General features: G+C 69.3%; 24 protein-coding genes. 14 read left to right on the plus strand and 10 right to left on the minus strand.

Features of this window, described 5'->3' with window-relative positions; all coding sequences use genetic code 11:
- Positions 1–66 precede the first annotated feature (66 nt).
- The 6 genes from AB0N75_RS17790 to AB0N75_RS17815 form a co-directional block, all read right to left on the minus strand.
- Positions 67–456 (minus strand): VOC family protein, encoded by a 390-nt coding sequence (locus tag AB0N75_RS17790; protein WP_364652274.1) that lies wholly within the window; start codon positions 454–456, stop codon positions 67–69.
- A 181-nt stretch (positions 457–637) separates the two neighbouring features.
- Positions 638–889, minus strand: a complete 252-nt coding sequence (locus AB0N75_RS17795; protein ID WP_364652275.1) for a hypothetical protein — start codon at positions 887–889, stop codon at positions 638–640.
- Positions 890–1,278: 389 nt separating this feature from the next.
- Entirely contained in the window at positions 1,279–1,656 is a 378-nt protein-coding gene (locus tag AB0N75_RS17800; protein ID WP_364652276.1) for a glyoxalase superfamily protein, read from the minus strand.
- 57 nt (positions 1,657–1,713) lie between these two features.
- Entirely contained in the window at positions 1,714–1,923 is a 210-nt protein-coding gene (locus AB0N75_RS17805) for a hypothetical protein (RefSeq protein ID WP_364652277.1), read from the minus strand.
- 131 nt (positions 1,924–2,054) lie between these two features.
- Positions 2,055–2,720 carry a septum formation family protein gene (locus AB0N75_RS17810; RefSeq protein WP_364652278.1) on the minus strand — a complete coding sequence of 222 codons (666 nt, stop codon included), beginning with the start codon at positions 2,718–2,720 and terminating at the stop codon, positions 2,055–2,057.
- A gap of 107 nt (positions 2,721–2,827) precedes the next feature.
- On the minus strand, positions 2,828–4,075 hold the full coding sequence (locus AB0N75_RS17815; RefSeq protein ID WP_364652279.1) for a pyridoxal phosphate-dependent aminotransferase: 1,248 nt from the start codon (positions 4,073–4,075) through the stop codon (positions 2,828–2,830).
- Between the two features lie 189 nt (positions 4,076–4,264).
- On the opposite strand from AB0N75_RS17815, the gene AB0N75_RS17820 reads away from it, so the two are divergent.
- Both AB0N75_RS17820 and AB0N75_RS17825 read left to right on the plus strand, forming a co-directional pair.
- The gene (locus AB0N75_RS17820; protein ID WP_364652280.1) at positions 4,265–4,660 is read left to right on the plus strand and encodes a RidA family protein; all 396 of its coding nucleotides are present in this window, start codon (positions 4,265–4,267) and stop codon (positions 4,658–4,660) included.
- A 64-nt stretch (positions 4,661–4,724) separates the two neighbouring features.
- Positions 4,725–5,828: an NADH:flavin oxidoreductase/NADH oxidase gene (locus AB0N75_RS17825; protein WP_364652281.1), complete on the plus strand. Its 1,104-nt coding sequence runs from the start codon at positions 4,725–4,727 to the stop codon at positions 5,826–5,828.
- Between the two features lie 62 nt (positions 5,829–5,890).
- On the opposite strand, the gene AB0N75_RS17830 is transcribed toward AB0N75_RS17825, so the two are convergent.
- Complete coding sequence (locus AB0N75_RS17830; protein ID WP_364652282.1) at positions 5,891–6,364, minus strand: carboxymuconolactone decarboxylase family protein; 474 nt, start codon at positions 6,362–6,364, stop codon at positions 5,891–5,893.
- Between the two features lie 78 nt (positions 6,365–6,442).
- On the opposite strand from AB0N75_RS17830, the gene AB0N75_RS17835 reads away from it, so the two are divergent.
- Together AB0N75_RS17835 and AB0N75_RS17840 are read left to right on the plus strand one after the other, a co-directional pair.
- A complete protein-coding gene (locus AB0N75_RS17835; protein ID WP_364652283.1) occupies positions 6,443–7,183 on the plus strand; it encodes a DUF427 domain-containing protein in 741 nt (246 codons plus the stop codon).
- A gap of 297 nt (positions 7,184–7,480) precedes the next feature.
- Positions 7,481–8,182: a sigma-70 family RNA polymerase sigma factor gene (locus AB0N75_RS17840; RefSeq protein WP_364652284.1), complete on the plus strand. Its 702-nt coding sequence runs from the start codon at positions 7,481–7,483 to the stop codon at positions 8,180–8,182.
- On the opposite strand, the gene AB0N75_RS17845 is transcribed toward AB0N75_RS17840, so the two are convergent.
- Complete coding sequence (locus AB0N75_RS17845; RefSeq protein ID WP_364652285.1) at positions 8,115–9,131, minus strand: glycosyltransferase family 9 protein; 1,017 nt, start codon at positions 9,129–9,131, stop codon at positions 8,115–8,117. The two genes, AB0N75_RS17840 and AB0N75_RS17845, sit on opposite strands and share 68 nt — an antisense overlap.
- Positions 9,132–9,285: 154 nt before the next feature.
- Here AB0N75_RS17845 and AB0N75_RS17850 point away from each other — a divergent pair, with 154 nt between their 5' ends.
- From AB0N75_RS17850 to AB0N75_RS17880, 7 genes are all read left to right on the plus strand, one after another.
- Positions 9,286–9,825 (plus strand): HAD family hydrolase, encoded by a 540-nt coding sequence (locus tag AB0N75_RS17850; protein ID WP_364652286.1) that lies wholly within the window; start codon positions 9,286–9,288, stop codon positions 9,823–9,825.
- Positions 9,822–10,889, plus strand: a complete 1,068-nt coding sequence (locus tag AB0N75_RS17855) for a glycosyltransferase family 9 protein (RefSeq protein WP_364652287.1) — start codon at positions 9,822–9,824, stop codon at positions 10,887–10,889. Before AB0N75_RS17850 ends, AB0N75_RS17855 begins: the two co-directional genes overlap by 4 nt.
- Positions 10,886–11,890 carry a glycosyltransferase family 4 protein gene (locus tag AB0N75_RS17860; protein ID WP_364652288.1) on the plus strand — a complete coding sequence of 335 codons (1,005 nt, stop codon included), beginning with the start codon at positions 10,886–10,888 and terminating at the stop codon, positions 11,888–11,890. The genes AB0N75_RS17855 and AB0N75_RS17860 overlap by 4 nt, the downstream gene beginning before the upstream one ends.
- A complete protein-coding gene (locus AB0N75_RS17865; RefSeq protein WP_364652289.1) occupies positions 11,887–13,149 on the plus strand; it encodes a glycosyltransferase in 1,263 nt (420 codons plus the stop codon). Before AB0N75_RS17860 ends, AB0N75_RS17865 begins: the two co-directional genes overlap by 4 nt.
- Before the next feature lie 170 nt (positions 13,150–13,319).
- A complete protein-coding gene (locus tag AB0N75_RS17870; protein ID WP_364652298.1) occupies positions 13,320–13,937 on the plus strand; it encodes an SIS domain-containing protein in 618 nt (205 codons plus the stop codon).
- Positions 13,934–15,307, plus strand: a complete 1,374-nt coding sequence (gene rfaE2 / locus AB0N75_RS17875; RefSeq protein WP_364652290.1) for a D-glycero-beta-D-manno-heptose 1-phosphate adenylyltransferase — start codon at positions 13,934–13,936, stop codon at positions 15,305–15,307. Before AB0N75_RS17870 ends, rfaE2 (AB0N75_RS17875) begins: the two co-directional genes overlap by 4 nt.
- Positions 15,308–15,348: 41 nt before the next feature.
- Positions 15,349–16,050 (plus strand): SDR family oxidoreductase, encoded by a 702-nt coding sequence (locus AB0N75_RS17880; RefSeq protein ID WP_364652291.1) that lies wholly within the window; start codon positions 15,349–15,351, stop codon positions 16,048–16,050.
- On the opposite strand, the gene AB0N75_RS17885 is transcribed toward AB0N75_RS17880, so the two are convergent.
- Entirely contained in the window at positions 16,016–17,206 is a 1,191-nt protein-coding gene (locus tag AB0N75_RS17885) for a glycosyltransferase family 9 protein (protein ID WP_364652292.1), read from the minus strand. The two genes, AB0N75_RS17880 and AB0N75_RS17885, sit on opposite strands and share 35 nt — an antisense overlap.
- 578 nt (positions 17,207–17,784) lie before the next feature.
- Between AB0N75_RS17885 and AB0N75_RS17890 the strand changes: the two genes are divergently transcribed.
- The 3 genes from AB0N75_RS17890 to AB0N75_RS17900 are packed head-to-tail and all read left to right on the plus strand — an operon-like array spanning position 17,785 to position 21,679.
- Complete coding sequence (locus AB0N75_RS17890; protein ID WP_364652293.1) at positions 17,785–19,182, plus strand: aldehyde dehydrogenase family protein; 1,398 nt, start codon at positions 17,785–17,787, stop codon at positions 19,180–19,182.
- Positions 19,179–20,825, plus strand: coding sequence for a D-glycero-beta-D-manno-heptose 1-phosphate adenylyltransferase (gene rfaE2, locus AB0N75_RS17895; RefSeq protein WP_364652294.1), 1,647 nt, complete (start codon positions 19,179–19,181; stop codon positions 20,823–20,825). Before AB0N75_RS17890 ends, rfaE2 (AB0N75_RS17895) begins: the two co-directional genes overlap by 4 nt.
- 26 nt (positions 20,826–20,851) lie before the next feature.
- Positions 20,852–21,679: a glycosyltransferase gene (locus tag AB0N75_RS17900; RefSeq protein ID WP_364652295.1), complete on the plus strand. Its 828-nt coding sequence runs from the start codon at positions 20,852–20,854 to the stop codon at positions 21,677–21,679.
- A gap of 33 nt (positions 21,680–21,712) precedes the next feature.
- Here the strand turns inward: AB0N75_RS17900 and AB0N75_RS17905 are convergent.
- Positions 21,713–23,326: DUF222 domain-containing protein (locus AB0N75_RS17905; protein WP_364652296.1), on the minus strand; the 1,614-nt coding region annotated here is incomplete at its 5' end.

Here is a 23,326-nt window from a genome sequence, read left to right on the forward strand (position 1 = left end):
TTCAGCCGGTGCCTCACCCCTGCCGGTACCTCGCCTCTGCCCCGTGACTCTGCCCCGTGCCTCTGCTTAGACGGTCCCGGAACCATAGGGACGGGTGATTGCCTCCAGAAAATGCCCGGACGGATCGGTGAAGTAGACGCCGCGGCCGCCGTCGTTGTGGTTAATCTGCCCGGGCCTGCTCCTCGCTGGGACGGCCCAGTAGTCGATTCCGGCCGACTGGATGCGTGCGAAGATTCCGTCGAACTCGGCTTCGCTGACCAGGAAGGCATAGTGCTGGGGCTGGACGCTGCCGTCCGCATCGGCGTAGTCCAGCGCCACGCCGCCCTCCAGCATGACGGTCATGAAGTATCCGAACATTGGCCGCGGCGGACCGAGCCCAAAGATTTCCGCGAAGAATTCGGCCGACGCATTCTTGTCCGCGGCATACACAATGGTGTGGTTGAACGAAACGGCCATGAGGCTCTCCGATTGCGGTGGCCGGAATGCTCCCGTCCGGCGGTTCCGGCTCTATTCAACTCCGCGCCAGACTGATGGACAAGCTCCGCCTGAAGCCGTCATGGCGCTTTAACGCAGTAACGGACGAACCGGCACATCAGTGGGTGCCGGCGTCGTCCGCCTGTGGGGGTGGTGCCGCTCTTTACGCCTGCTGGCTGGGTAAACGCCAGACCGTGCAATCCTGGGTGCTGATGGCGCGCCGTGAGCCGTCGGCGTCGTCGCGGATCCAGACCAAGCCGACTCCCGGCGCGGTGCGGTCGACCCGGCCCCGGTACTGGACGGCGTTGTCCATCCGGGCCTCAACCGAATCGCCGCGGCGCAGGTGCCCGAGGTTGCGGATCCGGGTGGGAGTGGAATTGACCAATGGGGACTGACCTGTGGTGGATAGTGTCATGCATGACCTCCTGTGTAGCGGGCGGGAAATGGGGTGCCTCAGTAAGACGGCACAGCTGTGAGGCTGGCCTGCCGAGGCAACATTCGGGGACTGCGGGTTAGGCAAAAAAGGCCGGTTCATACCGGCTGCAGAGGGGCGCTAACAATGGGGGCGGGGGAGCAATGCGGCAGGGCGCGGGAAAGAACTTCTCCGCTGATCTCCTGCTCCAAGCATGCTGATCCCTTGATAGTCCATTCGCAGTTTCACGTAATGGAACGGGCCGCCAGCGGGGTTTATTCCGATGCGGGCAAAATTATTCGGATGTGGTTTCGCGCGGACTTTCTCGGTACAGGCGGAAAGCGCCATGTGAACCGGTGGCCAGGGTTACCTGGTACCCGGATCAGTCCGGGTCAGGGGGTTTCCCGGGGCGGCAGTTGCTGCAACGACCAGGTGTTGCCGTCCGGATCGCTGAAGTACACGAAGTGTCCCCAGGGCTGTTCGTCCACGTCACTGGCTCCGACGCCGCGGCCGATGAGTTCCTGCCGGGCGGCCGCTGCGTCGGCCACCACCATTTGCAGGCCTTGCTGTGAGCCGGGCGCCATCTGGGTGATGCCATCGCCGATGACAATGGAACAGGCGGATCCGGGCGGGGTGAGCTGCACGAACCGCAACTCCGGATTCACCTGGTAGTCGTGGTCTGCATTGAAGCCCACCTGCTCCACGTAGAACTTCTTGGCGCGGTCCACGTCGGTGACCGGCACGGCAACGAGCTCGAGTTTCATATCCATGTCGGACACGCTAGCGCCGGCGCGGAGGTGGGGATAGGGGCAATCCTCCGCTCGCGGTCAGTTCCTGTCCCGAGCCAGGCGGAGCTGGTACCCCTCGGACTTTTCGAACAGGCCGCGCGGGTGTGAGCCGTTGTCGGCGAGCCAGACGATGTCCGCATCCAGGGTTACCGCATCAATCCGCCCGGTCCGCAGCATCATCCCGTCCTTGTGGACTTCCACCAGGGTGCCTGGAACCAAGTCCCAGTTTTCAAGCGGGGTATCAGGCATGTGGTGCTCCTCAAGTTGGGTCGACGCCGATGCATCAACTTCAACAATGCTGGCGGAGCGTGGCGGCCACAAGGGGACCGGCCCGTTGTTTACGACGAATTCACACATTCCGCCGTGCTGGAGTCGGGGCTTTAACTCCTGAAGTGGCTTCGCTCCGACAAGAGCCCGGGCGGGCTGTACAAACACGCTGAACCGCGATCTCCGGCTTTCCAATCGGCTTCGGTGGGGGAGAGCGGCCGGAAGCTATAACCGGGCGCTAGCTTCTCAATGTGCTGTTCGAGAAAATCTGCACAGGCTCCGGTAGCTTCGTCGCCAAGTGCCAGTTCGCCCGGATAGGGCCGGTCTCCATGGGTGACGACGCCGAAGACCTCACCCTCGTGCGGCTCATCGCAGGGCACGGGGAAGAGGGCAGTCTGCGTGGGGCCGGAGGAATATTCCCAGTCGAAGAACACGCAGTCGCCGGGCAGGGCAGCGCTCAAAGTCGACGGCTTGGTTCCTGCCTTCCACTGTTCAGCGAGGAAGCTGCCGATGTGCGCGGTATTCGCCGCCGACTCCTCTTCGCTCAGGGCAACCTCGGGCTCAACGGGGGAACCGGACGGCAGGGGAGTGGCGAAGCGGCCGGACGCAACGGCAGCGTTAGGTGCAGCATCGGACGATCCGTCTCCGGCGGCCGGCACCGCCGTCGGGCGTTCCGTTCCAGCAGGTGCAGCGCCTCCGTCGGATGCCGCGGGCCCGGAACACCCGACGAGCAGCAACCCGCCCATCACCACGAAAGCGGCAGAAAGCTGGATCCGCATGGTCCCCCGATGTCAGCGCAGAGGCCGCATCCGAAGGCAGACGAAACGTCAGCAGCCTAGCAGGGCAGTGCCGTAAGATCGTGGATGTTGAGGCACTGCCGGCGCGATCACCCCGCGGTGGCCGCTGCGGCGTCGGCCGTCTTCTTCCGGTAAATGGCCAGGAAGGAGGAAATCCGGCGCACCGCTTCTTCGATGTCCTCCACCGAAGGCAGGATCACGAAGCGGAAGTGGTCCGGCGTGGGCCAATGGAAGGCGGAGCCGTGCGAGACCAGGATCTTCTGCTCCTCAAGCAGGTCCAGCACAAACTTTTCGTCGTCCTCGAAGGGATAGACGGCGGGGTCGAGCTTGGGGAACAGATACATGGCGCCGGCGGCCGGGACGCAGCTCACGCCGGGGATCTGGTTGAGCAGCCGGCAGGCCAGATCGCGCTGTTCGCGCAGCCGACCTCCGGGCTTCACCAAATCGCCGATGGACTGGTAGCCGCCCAACGAGGTCTGGATGGCGTGCTGCGCCGGCACGTTCGAGCACAGCCGCAGCGAGGCCAGCAGTTCGAGTGATTCCCGGTATGCGGCGGTCTCGGCGCGGGGGCCGCTGATGGCCACCCAGCCGGCCCGGTAGCCGGGCATCCGGTAGGCCTTGGACAGCCCGCTGAAGGTGAGCACCGGCAGGTCCGGGGCCACGGACGCGGTATGGATGTGGACGGCGTCCTCGTAGGTGATCTTTTCGTAGATCTCGTCGGAGAACAGCACCAGGTCGTGCTTGCGGGCCAGCGCCGCGAACTGCTCCAGCACCTCCCGCGGGTAGACGGCACCGGTGGGATTGTTCGGGTTGATCAGCACGATGGCGCGGGTCCGGCCGGTGATCTTGGCTTCGACGTCGGCCATGTCCGGCCACCAGTGGTTGTCTTCGTTGCACAGGTAGTGGACGGCCTTGCCGCCGGAGAGCGTCACGGATGCGGTCCACAGCGGGTAATCGGGTGCGGGAATCAGCACTTCGTCGCCGTTCTCCAGAAACGCCTGCAGCGTCATGGAGATGAGCTCGGAGACCCCGTTGCCGATGAAGATGTCCTCCACGCCGATCTGCATCAGGCCCTTGGTCTGGTAATACTGGGAGATTGCCGTGCGGGCGGAAAAGATGCCCTTGGAATCGCTGTAGCCCTGGGCTCCGCGCAGGTGGTGGATCATATCCACCACAATCGACTCCGGCGCCTCCAGTCCGAACGGCGCGGGATCCCCGAGGTTCATCCGCAGGATGCGGTGGCCCTCGGCTTCCATCTTCTTGGCGGCGTGCAAAATCGGGCCGCGGAGCTCGTATCGAACGTTCTGGAGTTTGCTGGAGTGCTGCATCGGGCGCATGCCCTATGTTTTCATACCCGGCACAGACCGTTCATGTGGTGTTCCGCACGAATGATGTTCACACGCCGGTTTCGACAGGCCGGTTCAACACGGCCCGGCGTGGACGCTCCGGCGGCAGAGGTCTGGTGCCCGACGCCGTAACGGCCTAGCGTGATGAACCTCAACGCGGAGCACCTACGGAGGAACGCCATGAGCCTGAAGCACATCAACCCGGCCGGCATGTTCCGCAGCCCGGCTTTTTCCCAGGGCGTGCTGATCGACGGGCCCGGACGGCTGCTGGTGGTGGGCGGCCAGAACGGGGTCAATGCCGACGGCGAAATGGTCAGCGACGACCTCGCCAGCCAGACCAAGCAGGCAATGCGCAACGTGCTGGCAGTCCTCAAGGAGGCCGGTGCAACGCAGCAGGACGTCGCCAAGCTGAATATCTATCTGGCCGCCGGACAGGACCCGAACGTAGGGTTCGCAGCCGCCGCCGAGGTCTGGGGGCAGGTGCCGACGGCGATCACCGTCCTCCAGGTGGGCTCCGCCCGGCCGGGCGTGCTGGTGGAGATCGACGCCCTCGCACAGGTTCCCGCACCGGCCTGACGCGCCAGTCGCGGTCTTGGGCCGCCCGGGAATAGCTGTTGCGGCGGCAGGGTTGGGGCTCATCGTGAGTAAGCTCTTTGAACCCGCTACCCTGACCACCCCTGACGGCACCGGACTGATGCTGCGCAACCGCACGGTACTGGCACCCATGTGCCAGTACTCGGTGAGCGCACGCGATGGAGTGCCCAACGACTGGCATCTGGTGCACCTCGGAGCCCGGGCCGCCGGCGGCTTCGGGCTCGTGGTCGCCGAGGCAACCGCCGTGGTGCCCGCGGGCCGGATCTCCGACCGGGACGCCGGACTATGGAACGATGCGCAGCGCGACGCTTGGAAGCCCGTGGTGGACTTCGCCCACGCGCAGGGTGCAGCCATCGGTATCCAGTTGGCACACGCGGGCGCCAAGGCCTCCACCTACCCGTGGTTGCCCGCACAGGCCGAGGGTTCCATCCCGCTGGCCGACGGCGGCTGGGAGACGGTGGGCCCCTCGACGACTGACATCTTCGGGTTGGAGCGGCCGCATGCCATGGACCTCCCTGAGGTCCAGGCGTCGGTCCAAGCGTGGGCGGACGCTGCCCGCCGAGCGGACGAGGCCGGGTTCGACGTCGTCCAAATCCACGGTGCGCATGGCTACCTCATCCACCAGTTCCTCTCCCCGCTGACCAACCACCGTGAAGACGCCTACGGGGGCAGCTATGAAAACCGCACCCGGTACGCGCGCGAGGTCATTAAGGCTGTGCGGTCCGTCTGGCCGGACCACAAGCCGCTGGCCATCCGCCTTTCCGGCGACGACTGGGTCGAGGGCGGGTGGCGGCTGGCCGACACGGTCCGCTTTGTCCGCGAGGCGAGGGAACTCGGCGTCACCGCGTTCGACCTCTCCAGCGCGGGCATCGGGGCGTATCACGGACCCTCCGGCCCGGGCTTCCAAGTGCCGCTCGCTGCCGCTGTGCGCGAGGCGCTGGAGGGCACGGATTCCTTTGTCACCGCCGTCGGGCTGCTGACCGACCCGGCACAGGCAGAACACGTGGTGGTCACCGGGCAGGCCGACGGCGTGAGCGTTGGCCGCGCTGCGCTGAAGGACGCGCACTGGCCGGCGAACGCAGCGAAGGTCCTCGGAGTCGCCCGCGACGGGAACCCCCGTGCGGACCAGTACTGGCGCGCCGCCTGGTAGTTGCAAGGCGCCACGACGGCGGGGTGCGGCACCTTCGGTAGGTGCGCCCCCGCCGTCGTCGGTTATTTGTTGGGGCGGACGCGGTGCTTGCTGACGATGGAGACCCGGTTGAACGCGTTCATCGCGACCGTGATCCAGCTGACCGCGGAAAACTCCTCGTCCGTGAGCTGTTCACGGGCGGCAGCGTACTCCCGCTCCTGGCTGTGGTGGGCCGGAAGCTCGGTCAACGCCTCGGCCAGGGCCAGAGCCGCGCGTTCCTTGTCCGTGAATACTTCGGTATCGCGCCATGACGGGAGGACGGACAGCCGCTGCGCCGTTTCGCCTTCGCCTAGCGCAAGCCGGGTGTGCATGTTCAGGCAGTAGGCGCAGCCGTTGATTTGCGAGATGCGCAGGTTGAGCAGCTCGACCAGCTTCCGGTCCATGCCGGCCGCGTCGGCGGCCTCGCCGACCTTGAGCGCCAGGCCGTTGAGGGCGCGGTATGCCGCGGGGGTCTGCTTGTCGATGTAGATGTTGGCGCGACGTTCGTCGGTGCTCACTCAAGCCTCCTGATACTGGGGTGAATTCCCATTCTGGCACCCTGCCCGCCGGGGCCCGGGAAGAGTAGCGTGTGCCCCATGGAATTTGAGAAGCCGTTTGCGGAGCCCACCGGCCGCCGGATCCGGGTCCGGCTGGGCGGAGGGTTGGTGGCGGACAGCAGCCGGGCCAGGCTGCTGGTCCAGTACGGGCGGGGCGGACTGCCCACCTACTACCTGCCGCGGGAGGACGTGGCAGCGGGTGCGCTCGCCAATCCGCGCGCCGGATCGGCCGGGCAGCAGGTCTGGGACGTGGCCGTGGGCAGCAAGCGGGCGGAGGCCGGCGCCTGGGAGCACGCCAACCCCACCGGAGACCTGGCCGAACTGGCCGGGCATGTGACGTTCTCCTGGCGGCAGCTCGAATGGTACGAGGAAGACGAACGCGTGCTGGTGCATGCACGCGATCCCTATAAGCGGGTGGATACGCTGCGCAGTTCGCGCCGGGTCCAGATCTACCTGGAGGGCCAGAAGGTGGCCGACAGTATCCGGCCCTTGCTGCTCTTCGAAACGCATCTGCCCGTTCGCTACTACCTGCCGGCCGAAGACGTACGGACGGACCTGCTGGAGGCCAGCGACACCGTCACCAGCTGCCCGTACAAGGGTATGGCGCGGTACTGGTCCGTCCGGCTAGGCCAAAACCTGGTCCGCGACGTGATGTGGAGCTATCCGGATCCGATCCCGGAAAATCCCAAGATCCGCGACCTATTCTGCTTCTTTAACGAGCGCGTGGACCTGGTGGTCGACGGCCTCCCGCAGGACCGGCCGGACACCCCGTGGTCCTGACTCCGTCCGGGCCCTCAGGCCGCACTCGCCCCGGGGCCGTGGCCGCTCTCGAAGCCGGGCCTACCGTCGGCCTGCTTCTGCGGCTTATACCTTCTTCTCCGCGGAGAAGAAAAGGCTTTTGAGCATTTTCCCACCCCGACCTGTTGCATAATCAGCATGCTTATGATCTCTTGGGGGAAGTGGTTCTGGTCCCGCACTTCCCTGAGTGAGAGTGGTCTGCCGATGCATTGCGACGAGGATGCCTTGCAGGTTTTGTTCCGCAGAGCGAGAAGCGCCAAGGGTTCCTTGCGTGCGGCGTTGGAAGAGGAGTTGCTGCTGGGGCAGCTGGGCATCGCCGAAGGAATTGCCCGCAACTATTTGGGTCCGGGCCGGGAGATCGATGATCTGCAGCAAGTTGCCCGGCTGGGTCTGCTCAAGGCCGTCCGCGGCTTCGATCCGGACCACGGCGCCGACTTTTCCGCCTATGCGGTCCCCACCGTGCACGGCGAACTGAAGCGGTATCTGCGGGACAGTTCGTGGATGGTCCGGCCGCCGCGCCATCTTCAGGACCTGCGCACCGCCGCCATCAAGCTGACGCCGGAACTTGCGCAGCGATTGGGCCGCGAACCTCGGCTCCAGGAATTGGCCGGTGCGCTCGCGGAAAGCCCGGACACGGTGGCCGAAGCGCTGAATTGCCACGGCAGCCTGCGGCCGGAATCGCTGGACGGGACCCCTGAAGGGCAGAACATTGCCGAGTCGCTGGCCGTGACGGACGGCGGGACCGAACGGACCGAGGAACTGCTGATGTTGCGGGGCGCCATCCAGGAGCTCGAACCGCGGGAACGGGAACTGCTCTTTTACCGTTACTTCCAGGAAGAATCTCAGCGCCGCATCGGCGAACGCATTGGCATGACGCAGATGCAGGTGTCCCGCGCGCTCGCCCGGATCCTGGTCAAGCTTCAGCTCCGGGTACTGGGGGAGCAGCCAGCGCCGGCCCGGCAGCCGATGCGGACGGCGTAGCCACCGGGAGCTGCGCCACCGCCGCCAGGACATCCTCGGCGCTGACGGCCAGCAGTGCCGGGTCGGGATCCGCGGCAAACGTGTCGCCCAGCCGCAGGCTTTCATCGGTCAGAACGGTGTGCGGACCCGGTGGCGGCCCCCACACGCCGACCGGTGCGGGACCGAAAATGACCACTGACGGCCTGGCGTAGGCGGAGGCCAGATGGGCCGCGCCGGTGTCGACGGAAATGACGACGGCGGCCTCGGCAATGCTGGCCGCAAATTCCGCCAGCGACAGGGTGCCGGCGACGACGGATTCCGGCCCGAGTCCCGCCAGATCGGCGACGGCCTGTGCGCGCGGCCGTTCGGCCGCGCTCCCGGTGAACAGGATCCGGTGCCCTTGGGATGCCAGTTCGCGGGCGACGGCAGCGAACCGCTCGGCCGGCCAGAGCCGGCTCCCGTAGGCGGCACCGACGTGCAGGACGGCAGCCCCCGGGCAGGGGCTCGGCACCTCCGGCTTGTTGAGCCGGTAATCCAGCGGATCGGCGTCAATCCCGTGCCACTGCAGCAGGCGGGCCCAGCGCTCGCGTTCGTGCACACCCTCCAGCCACTCCGGGCCGTTCCAACCCGGCGCCTGGTGGCCGATGCGGACCGCGGGCTGCAGGACTTCCAGCCGACCGCGGCTCTCCGGGCCGTTGCCGTGCAGGTTCACGGCGATCTCCACCCGGCCGGGCGCCAAGGCAACCGGAACATCCAGCCCGTGCGTGGGCAGCAGGTTGTCCACGGATCCGGTCAGTTCGAGGACGGGCCGCAGCCAAGCCTGGGCGGCGTAGAGAATCCGGTGCTCCGGGTACGCCGCGCGCAGTGCCCGCAGCGCAGGAACCGCCACCAGCAGATCGCCCAGCTTCAGCGCCCGGAGCACCAACAGCTCCGGCCGTCCGTCGCGTTCCAGTTCTTGGGGTTCGGCCACCGTGCACTTCCTTCCAACCCTGTTGTGGCCCATCCTGCCAGATGCCCGCGGCGTCCGCTTCCAGCCCCATTCCTGCCGGCGGGAGGGAAAGCGGATGGCAAAACCAGTAGCGGCAAAGTGTTTAGGTCGCGGCTTTGCTGGGAACAGTGCTGGTATGAGTGCAGCCGCAGTCTCTCCGCCGCGGGCCATCCTGTTCGACCGGGACGGCACGCTGGTCACGGATGTGCCGTACAACCCGGATCCGGCGAAGGTCCAGCCGGTAGCCGGTGCCCGCGCGGCGCTCGAAGCAGTCCGGGCTGCCGGGCTGCCCTGCGGAGTGCTGACCAATCAATCCGGCATCGGACGTGGATTGATGACCCGGGAGCAGGTGGACGCGGTCAACGCTCGGGTCGATCAGCTGTTGGGCCCCTTTGACGTCTGGGAGGTCTGCCCGCACCACCCCGACGACGGCTGCCGCTGCCGCAAACCGCAGCCCGGGATGATCCTGGCGGCTTGCCGCCGGCTGGGGCTGGATCCGTCCGAGGTGGCCTACATCGGGGACATCGGGGCCGACGTCGAGGCTGCCGCCGCGGCCGGCGCAAGCGGCGTGCTGGTGCCGACGCCGGTGACCCGGCGCGAAGAGGTCGAGGCCGCCGGACTGGTGGCAGGGGATCTGGCCGAAGCCATATCCCTTCTGCTGGAGGCCCGCCCGTGAGCCGCGTGCTGGTGGCGCGGCTGGACAGCGCCGGAGACGTGCTGCTGGCCGGCCCGGCGGTGCGGGCAGTGGCGGCCGGCAACGGTGGCGGGCCCACCGACGTCATGATGCTGTGCGGCCCGCAGGGCAAGGCTGCCGCGGAGTTGCTGCCCGGCGTCGCCGAGGTTTTCAGCTGGGCCAGTCCGTGGATCGTGGATCCCGCGCCGCCGGCAACCCAGGACCACGTTGCCGTGCTGGCCGACTGGGTGCGGAAGGCCCGGATCTCCGAGGCCATCATTCTGACCTCCTTCCACCAGTCGCCGCTGCCGCTGGCCCTGCTGCTGCGGCTGGCCGGCGTCGGGCAAATCACCGGGGCTTCGGTGGACTACGCCGGCTCGCTGCTGGACCGGCGGCTCCGGCCGGGCGAGGACTTTCCGGAGGACCAGCCGGAGGCCGAGCGCGCGCTGGGCATCGCTGCAGCCGCCGGCTACCGGCTACCGGCCGGCGACGACGGCCGGCTGCAGCTGCGCGACATCCCGGATACCTCGTGCCTGACCGGCGACGGGCCGTATATCGCGGTCCATCCCGGCGCGGCGGTTCCGGCCCGTGCCTGGCCACCCCTGCACCACGCCGCCGCGGTCGAGCTGCTGATCGGAGCCGGATACCGGGTGGTGGTCACCGGCGGCCCGCAGGAACAGGAACTGACAGCCACCGTGGCCGTCCCCGGTGCCCTGGACCTGGGTGGGCGGACCGACCTGCGGAGTCTGGCCGGGGTGCTCTCCGGAGCCTCCGCGGTCGTCACCGGGAACACCGGACCGGCGCATCTGGCCGCCGCCGTGGGCACCCCGGTGGTGTCCCTGTTCGCGCCGGTGGTGCCGGCCATCCGCTGGGCGCCCTACAAAGTCCCGCTGGAGCTGCTCGGTGAGCAACATGCGCCGTGCCGGCTCAGCCGCGCCCGCATGTGCCCGGTCCCCGGGCATCCCTGCCTCTCCAATGTGGCCCCAGAAGAAGTGCTCGAGGCCGTGCAGCGGCTGACCCGCGGCGTGACGTATCTGTCCGCCCGGAGGAAGACGAGGAACGCGTGAAGATTTTGCTCTGGCATGTCCACGGCGGCTGGACCGATGCTTTTGTGCGCGGCCGCCACGAGTACCTGCTTCCTGCCACGGCCGAGGGGGGTGCGTGGGGTTTGGGCCGCGCCGGCCGCGACTGGCCGCCGTCGGTGCGGGATGTGGAGCCGGGCCAGCTGCGCGACGAGGAACCCGACCTGGTGGTGCTGCAGCGGCCCGAGGAGATCGAGGAATGCGGGCGGCTGCTCGGCCGCCGGCCCGGGCGGGACCTTCCCGCGGTGTTCCTGGAACACAACACACCCAAGGGCGATGTGCCCAACTCGCTGCACCCGCTGGCCGACCAGCAGGACATGACGATTGTGCATGTCACCCACTTCAACCAGTTGTTCTGGGACTGCGGCACGGCCCGGACCACGGTGATCGAACACGGCATCGTGGACCCTGGCAGGCTCTACACCGGAGAGCTGGAACGGCAGGGCGTGGTGGTCAACGAACCGGTACGCCGCTGGCGCGTCACCGGGACCGACCTGCTGGCGGCCTTTGCGCAGGCGGGGCCGCTGGACGTGTTCGGCATGGGAACCGACCAGCTGGCCGCTGCCACCGAGCTGGGCCCCGACCAGTTGCGCGTCCGCGGCGACCTGCCGAGCCACCAGCTGCACGCCGAGCTGGCCCGCTGCCGCCTCTACCTGCACCCGCTGCGCTGGACGTCGCTGGGCCTGGCGCTGCTGGAAGCCATGCACCTGGGCATGCCGGTAGTGGCGCTGGCCAGCACTGAGGCGGCCCGCGCGGTTCCGCCGGAAGCAGGGGCCATCTCCACGGACGTGGACCAACTGCGCCGCCACGCGGCCCGCCTGCTCAAGGACCCGGAGGAGGCGGCGGCCCGCGGAGCGATCGCACGCGAGGCGGCGCTGCAGAACTACGGGCTGCAGGCTTTCCTGGACAACTGGGACAGCCTGTTGGCCGAGACCACAACCAATAACGGACGGGCCATCGCCGCCAACGAGAGGAGAGAGCCATGAGAATATCGATGGTTTCCGAACATGCCAGCCCGCTGGCCGCGCTGGGTGGGGTGGACGCCGGCGGCCAGAACGTGCACGTCGCGGCCCTCTCCGCAGCCTTGGCCCGGCGCGGGCACAGCGTGAGCGTCTACACCCGCCGCGATGACCCGCTGCTGCCCGCCCGCGTCACCATGCGGCCCGGGGTGGAAGTGGTGCACGTCACCGCCGGCCCGCCGGAACCGGTGGCCAAGGACGAACTGCTACCGTTCATGGGCCAGCTGGCCGACGGCATCAGCACCGACTGGGCGGAAAACCCGCCTGACGTGGTGCATGCGCACTTCTGGATGTCCGGCGTCGCTGCCCTCGACGCCGCCCGCCGCCCGGGCAGCTGCTCGGTGCCGGTGCTGCAGACCTTCCATGCGCTCGGCACCGTGAAGCGGCGGCACCAGGGCGCCCAGGACACCAGCCCCGCACAGCGCGCCTGGCTGGAACCCTCGGTGGGCCGCGATGTGGACCGGATCATCGCCACCTGCTCGGACGAGGTGTTCGAGTTGGCGGCCATGGGCATCCCGCGCGGCAACGTGTCCATCGCTCCCTGCGGCGTGGATTTAGGACTGTTCACCGCCGACGGCGAGGCCGAACCGCGCGGCCGGACCCACCGGATTGTCACGCTCGGCCGGCTGGTTCCTCGCAAGGGCGTCGACCTGGCGGTACGGGCCGTGCGGTTGCTGAAGGACCAGGGCATCGACGACGTCGAACTGCTGGTGGTCGGCGGGGCGGCCGGAGCAGCGGGGCTGGCGGCAGATCCGGAAGCCCAGCGGCTGCGCGGCCTGGCCCGGGAGCTCGGCGTGGAAGACCAACTGGTGCTGCGAGGGCAGCTCTCGCAGGAGCACATTCCGCCGGTGCTGCGCAGTGCCGACGTGGTCATCTGCGCGCCGTGGTACGAACCGTTCGGGATTGTGCCGCTGGAAGCGATGGCCTGCGGTGTTCCGGTGGTCGCGGCCTCGGTCGGCGGCCTGATTGACACCGTCGTGGACCGGAAGACCGGTCTGCACGTGCCGCCGCGCGACCCGCAGGCGGTGGCTGAGGCCGTGGCCGAACTGCTGGCGAATCCGCAGCTGCGCCGGGAGCTTGGCCAGGCCGGGCACCAACGCGTCGCCACCCGCTACTCCTGGGACCGGGTGGCGGCCGACACCGAAAAGGCCTACCACCTGGCGATCAGTCAGGGGTCCGGTGCAGTCACCGCCGGAGCCAGGCAACTGGAAGGAGAGGCACTGTGAAACGCGCAGTTTCGGGCGGCAGCCCGACAACCGCCAGCACTGGCGCGCTGACCGCTGCCGCGCCCCTCGCGGCCACCCCCTCGGCCCGGACCGAAGCCTATCTGCGGCCGACGGGACCCGCGCTCGTCCCGGTGCCGTCCGGTCCCGGCCGGCACACCGGAACCGAGGCGGTGGACGCCGTGCTGGCACACCTGCGGGCAGTGGAGCCCGCGGTGGAGTCCTTGCGAGCCCAGGCCGGCCAGCTGGCGGGTTGGGGGACCGAGCTGGCGCGGCGACTGCTGGCCGGCGGGCGGCTGCTGGCGGCCGGCAACGGCGGCTCCGCGGCGGAAGCCCAGCACCTGACCGCGGAACTGGTGGGCCGGTTCGACGGCGAACGGCAGGCCTTCTCCGCCATCTCACTGCACGCGGACACCTCGGCGGTCACGGCGATTTCCAACGACTACGGCTACGACCATCTCTTCGCCCGGCAGGTGCTGGGCCACGGGCGGGCCGGCGATGTGCTGCTTCTGCTGACTACCAGCGGCAAGAGCGAGAACCTGCTGCGTGCGGCCGAGGCAGCTCACGGCATCGGCGTCACCAGCTGGGCGCTGACCGGCAGCGCACCGAATCCGTTGACCAGGCTCTGCGACGACTACGTGGCCGTGGACGCGCTGCCCGCCAATGTGCAGGAGGGCCATCTGATGGCGCTGCACGCCCTCTGCCGGGCGTTCGACGCCGAGGTGGCGCGGCACGGGAACACCGCCGCCGGAGCGGAACCCGGGCCTCACGATGGGGCGGCCCGGTCATGAGGATTGTGGTGGTGGGCGACGTCCTGCTTGATGCCGATGTGGAAGGCGCGGCTACCCGGCTGAGCCCGGACGGACCGGTGCCGGTGGTGGACGCTGCCGAAACCACCTACCGTGCCGGGGGAGCAGGGCTGGTGGCCCGCATGCTGGCCCGCGATGGCCGGGACGTCCTCTTGGTGGCGGCAATGTCCGACGACGAGGCCTCCACGCGGCTGCGCGAGGCCTTGGCCGGCATCCGCGTGGTCGCCGGCCCGTCCGGTGCGCCGACGCCGGTGAAGACCCGCATCCGCGCCGGCGGCCAGTCGGTGGTCCGGGTGGACGAAGGCTGTGCCCCGGCCCCGTTGCCGGTCCCGACACCGGACATGCTTGAGGCGCTCGGGACCGCCGATGCCATCATCGTGGCGGACTACGGGCGTGGTCTGGCGGCCGCACCCGCGCTGCGCGCTGCGCTCGCGCCGCTGGTACACCGGATCCCGGTGGTCTGGGATCCGCACCCGGCCGGCCCGGATCCGGTCGAGGGCGTGGCCGCCGCGACGCCGAACCTGCCGGAGGCGCTGCGGATGGCCGGACTGACAACGGGGCTCGCGAAGGGCGGAGCCGGTGAAGCAGCGCTCGCCGCCGCCGAGCTGCGCTCCCGCTGGAACAGCCGCGCCGTCGTCGTCACACTCGGCGAGGAAGGGGCGATGGTCCAGCGGGAGGGGGAACTGCCTCAGGCAATTCCCACCCCCGCGACGGGCGCGGCCGATACCTGCGGGGCGGGCGACCGGTTCGCCGCCTCTCTGGCCGTGGCGTTGGCCTCCGGGCGCTCGCTGACCGCCTCGGTGCAGGACGCGGTAGGGCAGGCGGCTGCCTTCCTCGCGGCCGGCGGCGTGGCATCCCTGCGCCAGGACGCGGCGCCGGTTCCGCTGCGCGGCCCCGGCATGGACGCCATGCGCTTTGCCGCCCAGACGCGCGACGCCGGCGGAACGGTGGTGGCCACCGGGGGCTGCTTCGATCTGCTGCATGCCGGCCACGCCAGGACCCTGGCTGCGGCACGCAAGCTGGGCGACTGCCTGATCGTCTGCCTCAACTCGGACGATTCGGTCCGCCGTCTGAAGGGTGAGGAGCGTCCGATCATGAACCAGGAGGACCGGGCCGAGCTGCTGCTGGCCCTGGAGTGCGTGGATGCCGTGCTGGTGTTCGATGAATCCACGCCGGAGTCGGCGCTGGAACGGTTGCGTCCGGACATCTGGGTCAAGGGCGGCGACTATACCGCCGACCAGTTGCCCGAAGCCCGACTGCTGCAGTCGTGGGGCGGGCAGACCGTCACCGTGCCCTACTACCCGGCCCGTTCCACCACCGGCCTGGCCGCCGCGCTGGCGAAGGTTGGCTAACCCTGGTGAGAACCCTCATCCCTGAATCCGAGGAGGAAAACATGAGTAGTGCAGCAACCAACCCCGGCCGTGTGCTGGTCACCGGCGGCGGATCCGGGCTCGGAGCCGCCGTCGTGAATGCGGTGCTGGCCGCCGGCGGCACCCCGGTGGTGCTGGACCGCGACGTCAGCCGAATCAGCCAGGCCAAGAGTGTGGAGGTCGACGTCGCCGACCGCACCGCCGTCGAGGCCGCCGTGCAGCAGGCCGCGGACACGCTCGGCGGGCTGGACGCCGTGGTGACGGCCGCAGGCATTGACCGCTGCGGCCGCCTGGAGGACGTTCCGGCCGAGGAGTGGGAGAAGGTCATTGGGGTCAATCTGATGGGCACGGTCTCGGTGGTGCGGGCGGCCCTGCCGTACCTGATGTCCGCGCACGGACGGGTGGTTACGGTGGCCTCGTCGCTGGGGATCAAGGCCGTCTCCGACGCCACCGCCTACTGCGCCTCCAAGTTCGGCGTGGTGGGTTTCAGCCGCGCGCTGGCGGCCGAGACCCGCGGGCAGATCGGCGTGACCACCATGATCCCGGCCGGCATGAAAACCAGGTTCTTCGACGACCGCACCGAGCAGTACAAGCCGCAGGACGACTCCCGGCTCAACGACCCGGAACGCGTGGCCGACGCCATCATCTTCGCGCTCTCACAGCCGAAGGGCTGCGAAGTGCGGGAGATGGTCATTTGCCACGAAGAAGAAGACTCGTGGCCCTAAGCTGGCGCAGATTCGCGTAGACATCCTCTGCGCGGATCTCCTGCGTCAAGGAGAACTCGTGCGGGCAACGCTCCGCCGTCCAACCCACCTGGGTCAAGTCCGCCGAGCAGGCCGGACAGCGCGTCATCCAGGACATATGGACCCGGTGCATGGTCCGGCCCAGCGGCCCGGCCATGATCAGGTTGCCCACCCAGTAAATGCCCACCGTCGGGGTCCCGACGGCCTGGGCCAGATGCCGGGGCCCGCTGTCATTGCCCAGCATCACGTCGCTGGCCCGCAGCACCGCGGACAGCTCCTCCAAACCTAGGCGGCCTGCCACGGATTTAATGCTGCCCCCGTTACCGGATCCGGCTCTCTCGCGGCCGCGATCCACCACTTCGTCGGCCAGCTCTGCGTCGGACGGGTCGCCCACCACCAGGACCTGGCACCCCTCATCGGCCGCCCAGGCTGCCACCTGGCCAAAGTACGACGCCGGCCACCGCCGCCGTTGATCAGTGGCACCCGGGTGGAGGGTCACCAGCGACGGCCGGCCGTCGTCGAGCAGCCCGGCCAGCAACGCTTCCTCATCGGCCAGCGGCTCCAGCTCCGGTTGGAGCGCGGCCGGGGCCGCGCCGGCCAGTCCCACCACCTCCAGCGCACGCAACACCTCGTGCTGGTAGTAGAGGTACGGGATGGACCGCTCAAGCGCCGCCGCGTCTTCGGTCCGGGTACCCACCGTGTGCCGTGCGCCCAGTTCCAGCAGGAACGGGTTCGAAAACCGCCCGCCGCCGTGCAGTTGCACCGCCAGGTCGAACTGCTCGCCGCGCATCCGCTGCCGGAACAGCGCCACGGCCTGCGGGTCCTCCGGTCCGGGCCGGACGCCGTGCGCGAACGGCAGCGGCTCCACCCGGTGCACCGGGCCGGGCCGACCGCGGAACAAAGCTGCGTGGGCCTCTGTGCCCAGCAGGGTCACGGTCGCCTCCGGATAGGCAGCGGCCAATGATTCCAGCGCAGGAACCGAAAACAGCACGTCGCCCAGGCCTCCGCCGCGGAGCACCGCAATCTTGCGTACGTCCTCGAAGGGCTGCAGCACCGGTCCGATGCCGAGGCCGTGCCTGGCCTCGGCACTCAGCCGCTGGTCGCCGAAAGCGGCCCCGCCTGTAGGGGAATCTGTCATCTCCACCTCCTGGATCCACGCCCTCCGCAGCCGGTGTAGTCCGTCTCCGGGGATTCAGCTCTGCGGCGGTCCGTGGCTTCCTGTCTCCCTGAAGCCGGGGTCAGCCCGGCCCGGTTAGGCCGGCCCGGTAAGTCCTGCACCAGAGGTCCCACCCCGCGAAGGTCCTGCCCGGTTAGTCCAGCCGCAGAGGTCCCGCGTGTACGTCCCCGCCCGCGGGAGCCCTCGTGCACTTCACCCTAAAGCGCATCACGGCCGCTGGCCAGAGCCCGCAACCACCCCGGAGACGTCCCGAAGGCGCCCCGCAACCGCCCCGCAACCGCCCCGGAAGCACCCACCGGCCTCGCCGGAAACCTGTTTTGCCTCGGAGGAGACTCAGGCCAGGCCGGAGGAATCCGGCTTCGGTTGGGCGTCTGAAAGCGCCCGGCGAGGGGTAGGAGACCAGTACCACGCGATGTGGCAGGCGTTGCTGTCGGTGGGAATTGCCCGCGGTGGGCAGCGCCCACTTTGCGTGAACGTGAACGTGGACCCAGACCAGAGACCAGCGGGGCTTTGGACCCGCCGTGGACGGGAGGAGCGATATGACCACCGATTCCGATATTGCCCAAGACCTTGCTTCGCTGGAGGTGTACGACCCGAGGAACGGCAGCTTGGTGGGAGCGCTGGAGGAGGCAACTCCCGAGGAAGTGGGCGCCGCCGTCGCCGCCGCCAAGGCGGCCCAACCGCATTGGGCCGCCACCGATGCTGCCGCCCGCGGAGAACTGCTGGAAGCCGCTGCCTCGGCCCTGCAAGAGCATGCCGGTGAGTTGGCAGAGATGAACGCCCGCGAAACCGGCCGGCCCGAACACGAAGCCCGGGAGGGCGTCATGGCCGGGGCGGGAACGTTGCGGCAGTACGCGCAGCTGGGCCCGGTGCACCGCGGACGCAGCCTGCGCGGCGGTCAGCTGGCCGTGGACTACACCGTCAACGAACCGCGCGGCGTGGCAGTGGTGCTGACGCCATGGAACGATCCGGTGGCGGTGGCGGCCGGACTGCTCGGCGCGGCGCTGGCGACCGGCAACACCGTGCTTCACAAACCCAGCGAACGCTGCCCGCACTTGGGCGAGTTGCTGGGAAGGATCCTCTCCGACGTGCTGCCACCCCGGGTCATGAACACCCTGACCGGCGGACCGGCAGTGGGTGCCGCGCTCGCCTGCCATCAGGACGTGGACGTCATTGCGCACGTGGGCTCCAGCCTCACCGGCGCCCGGATTGCCCAGGCGGCGGCGCTCACCGGGGCACATGTCATCCGGGAGAACGGCGGCAACGATCCCCTGATCGTGGACAACGGCGTCGATCCCGCGTGGGCGGCCGAACAGGCTGCCATCGGCGCGTTCACCAACAGCGGGCAGATCTGCACCTCGGTGGAACGTATCTATGTGCACCGGGCCGTCGCCGGGCTGTTCGGTGAGGCGCTCGCAGCCGAGGCCCGCAGGCGCAACAAGGGCGGAGGGATTGCCCCGCTGGTTGACCGAAGGCTGAGGGACAACGTCCACGCGCAGGTATCCGAGGCGCTTTCCCTCGGTGCGGCAGCGGCAGAGGGCGGCGCGGTGCCCGAAGGCCCCGGGGCGCACTACCCGGCCACGGTCTTGATGGACTGTCACGGCCAGATGGCAGTGATGCAGGAGGAGACCTTCGGCCCGGTGGCTCCGGTCCAGCTGGTGGACAGCTTCGACGACGGGCTGCGGCTCGCGTCGGAAGGGCGCTACGGACTGGCGGCCACTGTCCTGACGGCGGACATGGACCATGCCCACCGCGCCGTGGCCGCGCTCCAAGTCGGCACAGTCAAGGTCAACGCGGTATTCGGCGGCGCGCCCGGCGGTTCAGCCCAGCCCCGCCGGGACAGCGGCGCAGGCTTCGGCTACGGGCCCGAACTGCTGGACGAATTCACCACGGTCAAGGTGGTCCATATGGGCCTGCCCGGCGGAGCGCGGCTATGAGCACCCCGTTGTCGGATGTCTCCGGGCTCGCCGATTGGCTGCCGTCCCGGCTGGCCGAGACCGCACCGCTGGTCACCGTGGTGGGAGACGTGATGCTGGATGGCTGGTTCAGCGGACGGATCGAACGGTTCTGCCGGGAAGCGCCGGCACCGGTGGTGGATATGACCAAACGGGAGTACGCCCCGGGCGGGGCCGCAAACACGGCCCTGAACCTTGCCGCGCTCGGTGCGCGGGTGCGTATGGTCGGCTTGATTGGACCGGACGACGCCGGACGGCGGCTCCGCGCCCTCCTTCAGAATGCAGCGGTAGACACCTCGGGGCTGGTGGAACACGGAGACGTCCTGACCACCACGAAGTACCGCATCATCGGTGGCGACCAGATCATGCTGCGCCTGGACGAGACCATGGACCGGGTGCCCGAAGCCGCCCAGGAACGGCTGGCCGCGGCTGTGCCCACTGCCTTGGCCGGCAGCGACGCAGTGGTGGTCTGCGACTACGGCACCGGCGGCTTGGGTGATGCGGTGCGCAGCGTGCTGGCACGGCACCGCGGCGGCCGGCTGCTGGTGGTCGACGCCCACGACCCGCGGCTTTGGTCCGGGATTGCGCCGGACCTCGTCACCCCGAACGCCGCCGAGGCGGCAGCCGTGCTGGGTGTGACACTGGACCCGGACACGGACCGCGCTTCCGCAGTGGCCAGCCAGGCAGGCAAGCTGCTTGAGGCAACCGGGGCGGGCGCCGCCGTCGTCACGCTCGACAAGGACGGTTCCCTCCTGATGATGCACGACGGCGGGACCCACCGCACGTGGGCAACCCCGGTCACCGAGAAGCAGGCATCGGGCGCCGGCGACACGTACGTGGCGTGCCTGACCCTGGCCCGGGCCGCGGGCCTTCCGCTGAGCACTAGCTTGGACTTGGCCCAAGCAGCCGCCGATGTGGTAGTGCACCGGCGCGGCACCTCTGTCTGCAGCACCACGGACTTGGCCGCGCACCTAGGCACTTTTTCCGACGCAGCGCTGGGCGCGGAGGAGCTCGGACAGGCGGTGGCAGCCGAGCGGGCGTCCGGCCGGCGGATTGTGCTGACGAACGGATGCTTCGACGTGCTGCACCGCGGACACACCCGCTACCTGACCCAGGCCAAGCAGTTGGGCGATGTGCTGGTGGTGGCGCTGAACAGCGATGCGTCCGCACGGCGCCTGAAGGGGCCCGACCGGCCGATCAACTCCGCCGCGGACCGGGCCGGCATCATTGCAGCGCTCAGCTGCGTGGACTATGTGACCGTGTTCGACACGGACACACCCATCCCACTGATCGAAGCGATCCGGCCGGACATTTATGCCAAGGGCGGCGACTATTCGCCGGAGATGCTCGAGGAGACCGCGGTGGTTGAGGCTTGCGGCGGCGAAGTCTGCATCCTGGATTACGTCGCCGACCATTCCACGTCCGCCGTGGTCCGCCGCATCCGTGGCTCGGCACCGGCAGGCAGCGCAAACCCGGCGCCTACGGACGGTACGACCCGGGCACCCAAGGTCGGTACCCACCCGGCGCCCACCACGAGTTCCGCCCCGGCGCCTACCACGAGTTCCGCCCCGGCGCCTACGGCCGGCACAAACCCGACGCCAGCGGCCCGGGCCGATCCGGCATGAGCCGCAGGAGCGCGGGCAGCTGGGCCGTGCCACCTCCGGAACCAGGTCCGGAGCTGGATGTGCTGGTGCCCAGCTACGGCCGCGAAGCCGAGCTGGCGGTGACGCTCTCCGGCCTGGCGTCCCAGGACGGCCCGGCGTTCTCCGTGGTGATCAGCGATCAGTCCGACGGAGCGCCCGCCTGGGAACACCCCGCAGTCGCCGCGATGACGCGGGTGCTGGAGGCCCAAGGCCGGCCGGTCCGGCTGGAACGGCATCTGCCCCGGCGCGGCTTGGCCGAGCAGCGCGACTTCTTGCTGGGTCTTGCCACCGCCGAACTCGTGCTGTTCCTGGACAATGATGTGTGGCTGGAGCCGGGCATGCTGGCACGAATGACTGCGGCCATCCGGCAGGAAGGCTGCGGGTTTATCGGTGCCGCCGTGCAAGGAATGTCGTTTCTGGACGATGTCCGACCGGGGGAGCAGGAACCCTTCGAACTGTGGGATGGCCCGGTGTCCCCGGAGCGCATCCGGCGCTCTGACGAACGGTTCGCCCGGTGGCAGCTGCACAACGCGGCCAACCTGACCCACATCGCCGCTGAGTTGGGGATTGCCGACGGCGGCTGGCGGCTATACAAGATTGCCTGGGCCGGCGGCTGCGTGCTGTACCGGAGGGACGCCTTGCTGGACTGCGGCGGCTTCGAGTTCTGGCGGGACCTGCCGCCCGATCACGCGGGCGAGGATGTGGTGGCGCAATTGAAAGTCATGGAGCGCTATGGCGGCGCCGGCATCCTGCCCTCCGGCGCCGTGCATCTGGAATCTCCCACCACTGTCACCGACCGGTCCACCGAAGCTTCGGACGTGGTCCTGCGCGAATAAGCCGTCCCGGCCCGACCGGAGATGTTCGCCTTCCTAGAAGGGCCTCGGGTCCTGCTGTTGGTTTGGTGACGATGGGTCCTGCCAGCTGGCCGTCGGCGGTCGGTTTTGTTGTTCGGTCCCTGAACGGTTTTTGCGGGCGGGGTGCCAGGACGGCAGCCAGTCGTCGTCGGCCTGCCCACCGGCGCCTGTGCCGTGGAGCGGGCGTGCGGTAAGTGGCCGGATTCGTGGCCGGTGGTCTTTGGGGAGCGCGTTGGCGACGGCGGGCGGGTAGGCCGGTTGGCCGGGCGGGTCGTTGTCTTCGCCGGGCCGGTCGGTGTAGGTCCGGCCGGCCGGGGTGGTCACTTCGAACACTCCGGGCGCGGGCTGGGCCATGTTCCAGCCGGCACGGGTTTTCAGCCCGTGGTGGGTCTCGCACGGCGGGCCCAGGTTCCCGGCATCGGTTTCGCCCGTGGCGCCGTCGGCGCGGAAGGCCTGGGTGTGGTCGATCTGGCAGGCCTTGCCGTGTTTGCGGCAGCCGGCGAACGGGCACACCTCGTCCCGTTTCCGCACCGTCCGGGCCAGGTCAGCCGGCGGCCGGTACCGGGTGCGGCCGTAGGAGAGCCGGGCCCCGGTCTCCGGGTGGGTCAGGATCCGGTAGAACGACTTCGCATCCGCACACAGCTGCCGGGCCGTGTCCGCCGGGATCGGCCCGAACCCGTCCAGCGTGGCCGGTTCCTCGCTCAACCCCAGCAGCGAGAGCACCGGGACGGTGACCGCCGGTTCGGCGTGGATCCCGGCCGCCGGCCCGGTCTCCAGGCCCGCGTGCACGAGCAGGTCCGTGAACACGTCGGCCCGCAACTGCCCCCTGGACCGGGTCTCGCCGGCCGCACCGCGCAGGTGGTGGGCGGTGCGGGTGAGCCGGTCATCGATCGCGGCGGCCTGCTCGGCCGGCAGGTACGCGTTCAGCCACGCCATCCCGTCCGGCGCCGGTTCCACCCCCACGTTCCGCCGTTCCTCCGCGGTGCGGCGGCGCCTGGTGATGGTTTCCGGGTGCGTGCGCTCGCGCAGCCGCCGGGCCATGTCCCGCAGCGACCGCAGCGACCTGCCCTTCACCCGGCCCAACAGGGTCTGTTCGAACCCGGCCGCCGCGTCCTCGGGCAGGGACCGGCCCTGGCTGACAATAATGGCGGCCTGTTCCCGGTCCAGGTCCCCGGCGGCCATCGCCGCCAGCGTGGCGGGGAACAACCGGTGCAGGTCAGCTGCCTGGTCCATTCTGGCGCGGGCCTGGTGGTCGGGCAGGCCGAGGAGGCAGCCCAGTTCCTCGGCCGCGGACGTCGCGGCCAGGAGCTGCCGCTGCCGGAACGTGGTGCACCCCGGCCCCGGCGGCGGCAACTGCTTCAGCGCCCTGCGGCCCAACTGCGCCTCCAGCGCCACTTCCCGGGCATCGAGCCAGCACCTGACCCGGTGCACCGCGGCCAGATGCTCCACCGCCTCCTGATACCCCAGCCCGCCGGTTTCCGACCCGGTCAGCGTGGCCAGCAACACCGCCGGCTCCGCCCCCGCCACCAGTGTCTCGAGACGTTCGGTGTAATAGTCGGCGTTCGCTGCCGACTCAAACAACCCCGCCGGCAGCCAGCACCCCTCGGGTAGATTCGGCAGCTCCGCGAA

Source organism: Arthrobacter sp. NPDC089319, assembly GCF_040684925.1.
Classification (GTDB): Bacteria; Actinomycetota; Actinomycetes; order Actinomycetales; family Micrococcaceae; genus Crystallibacter.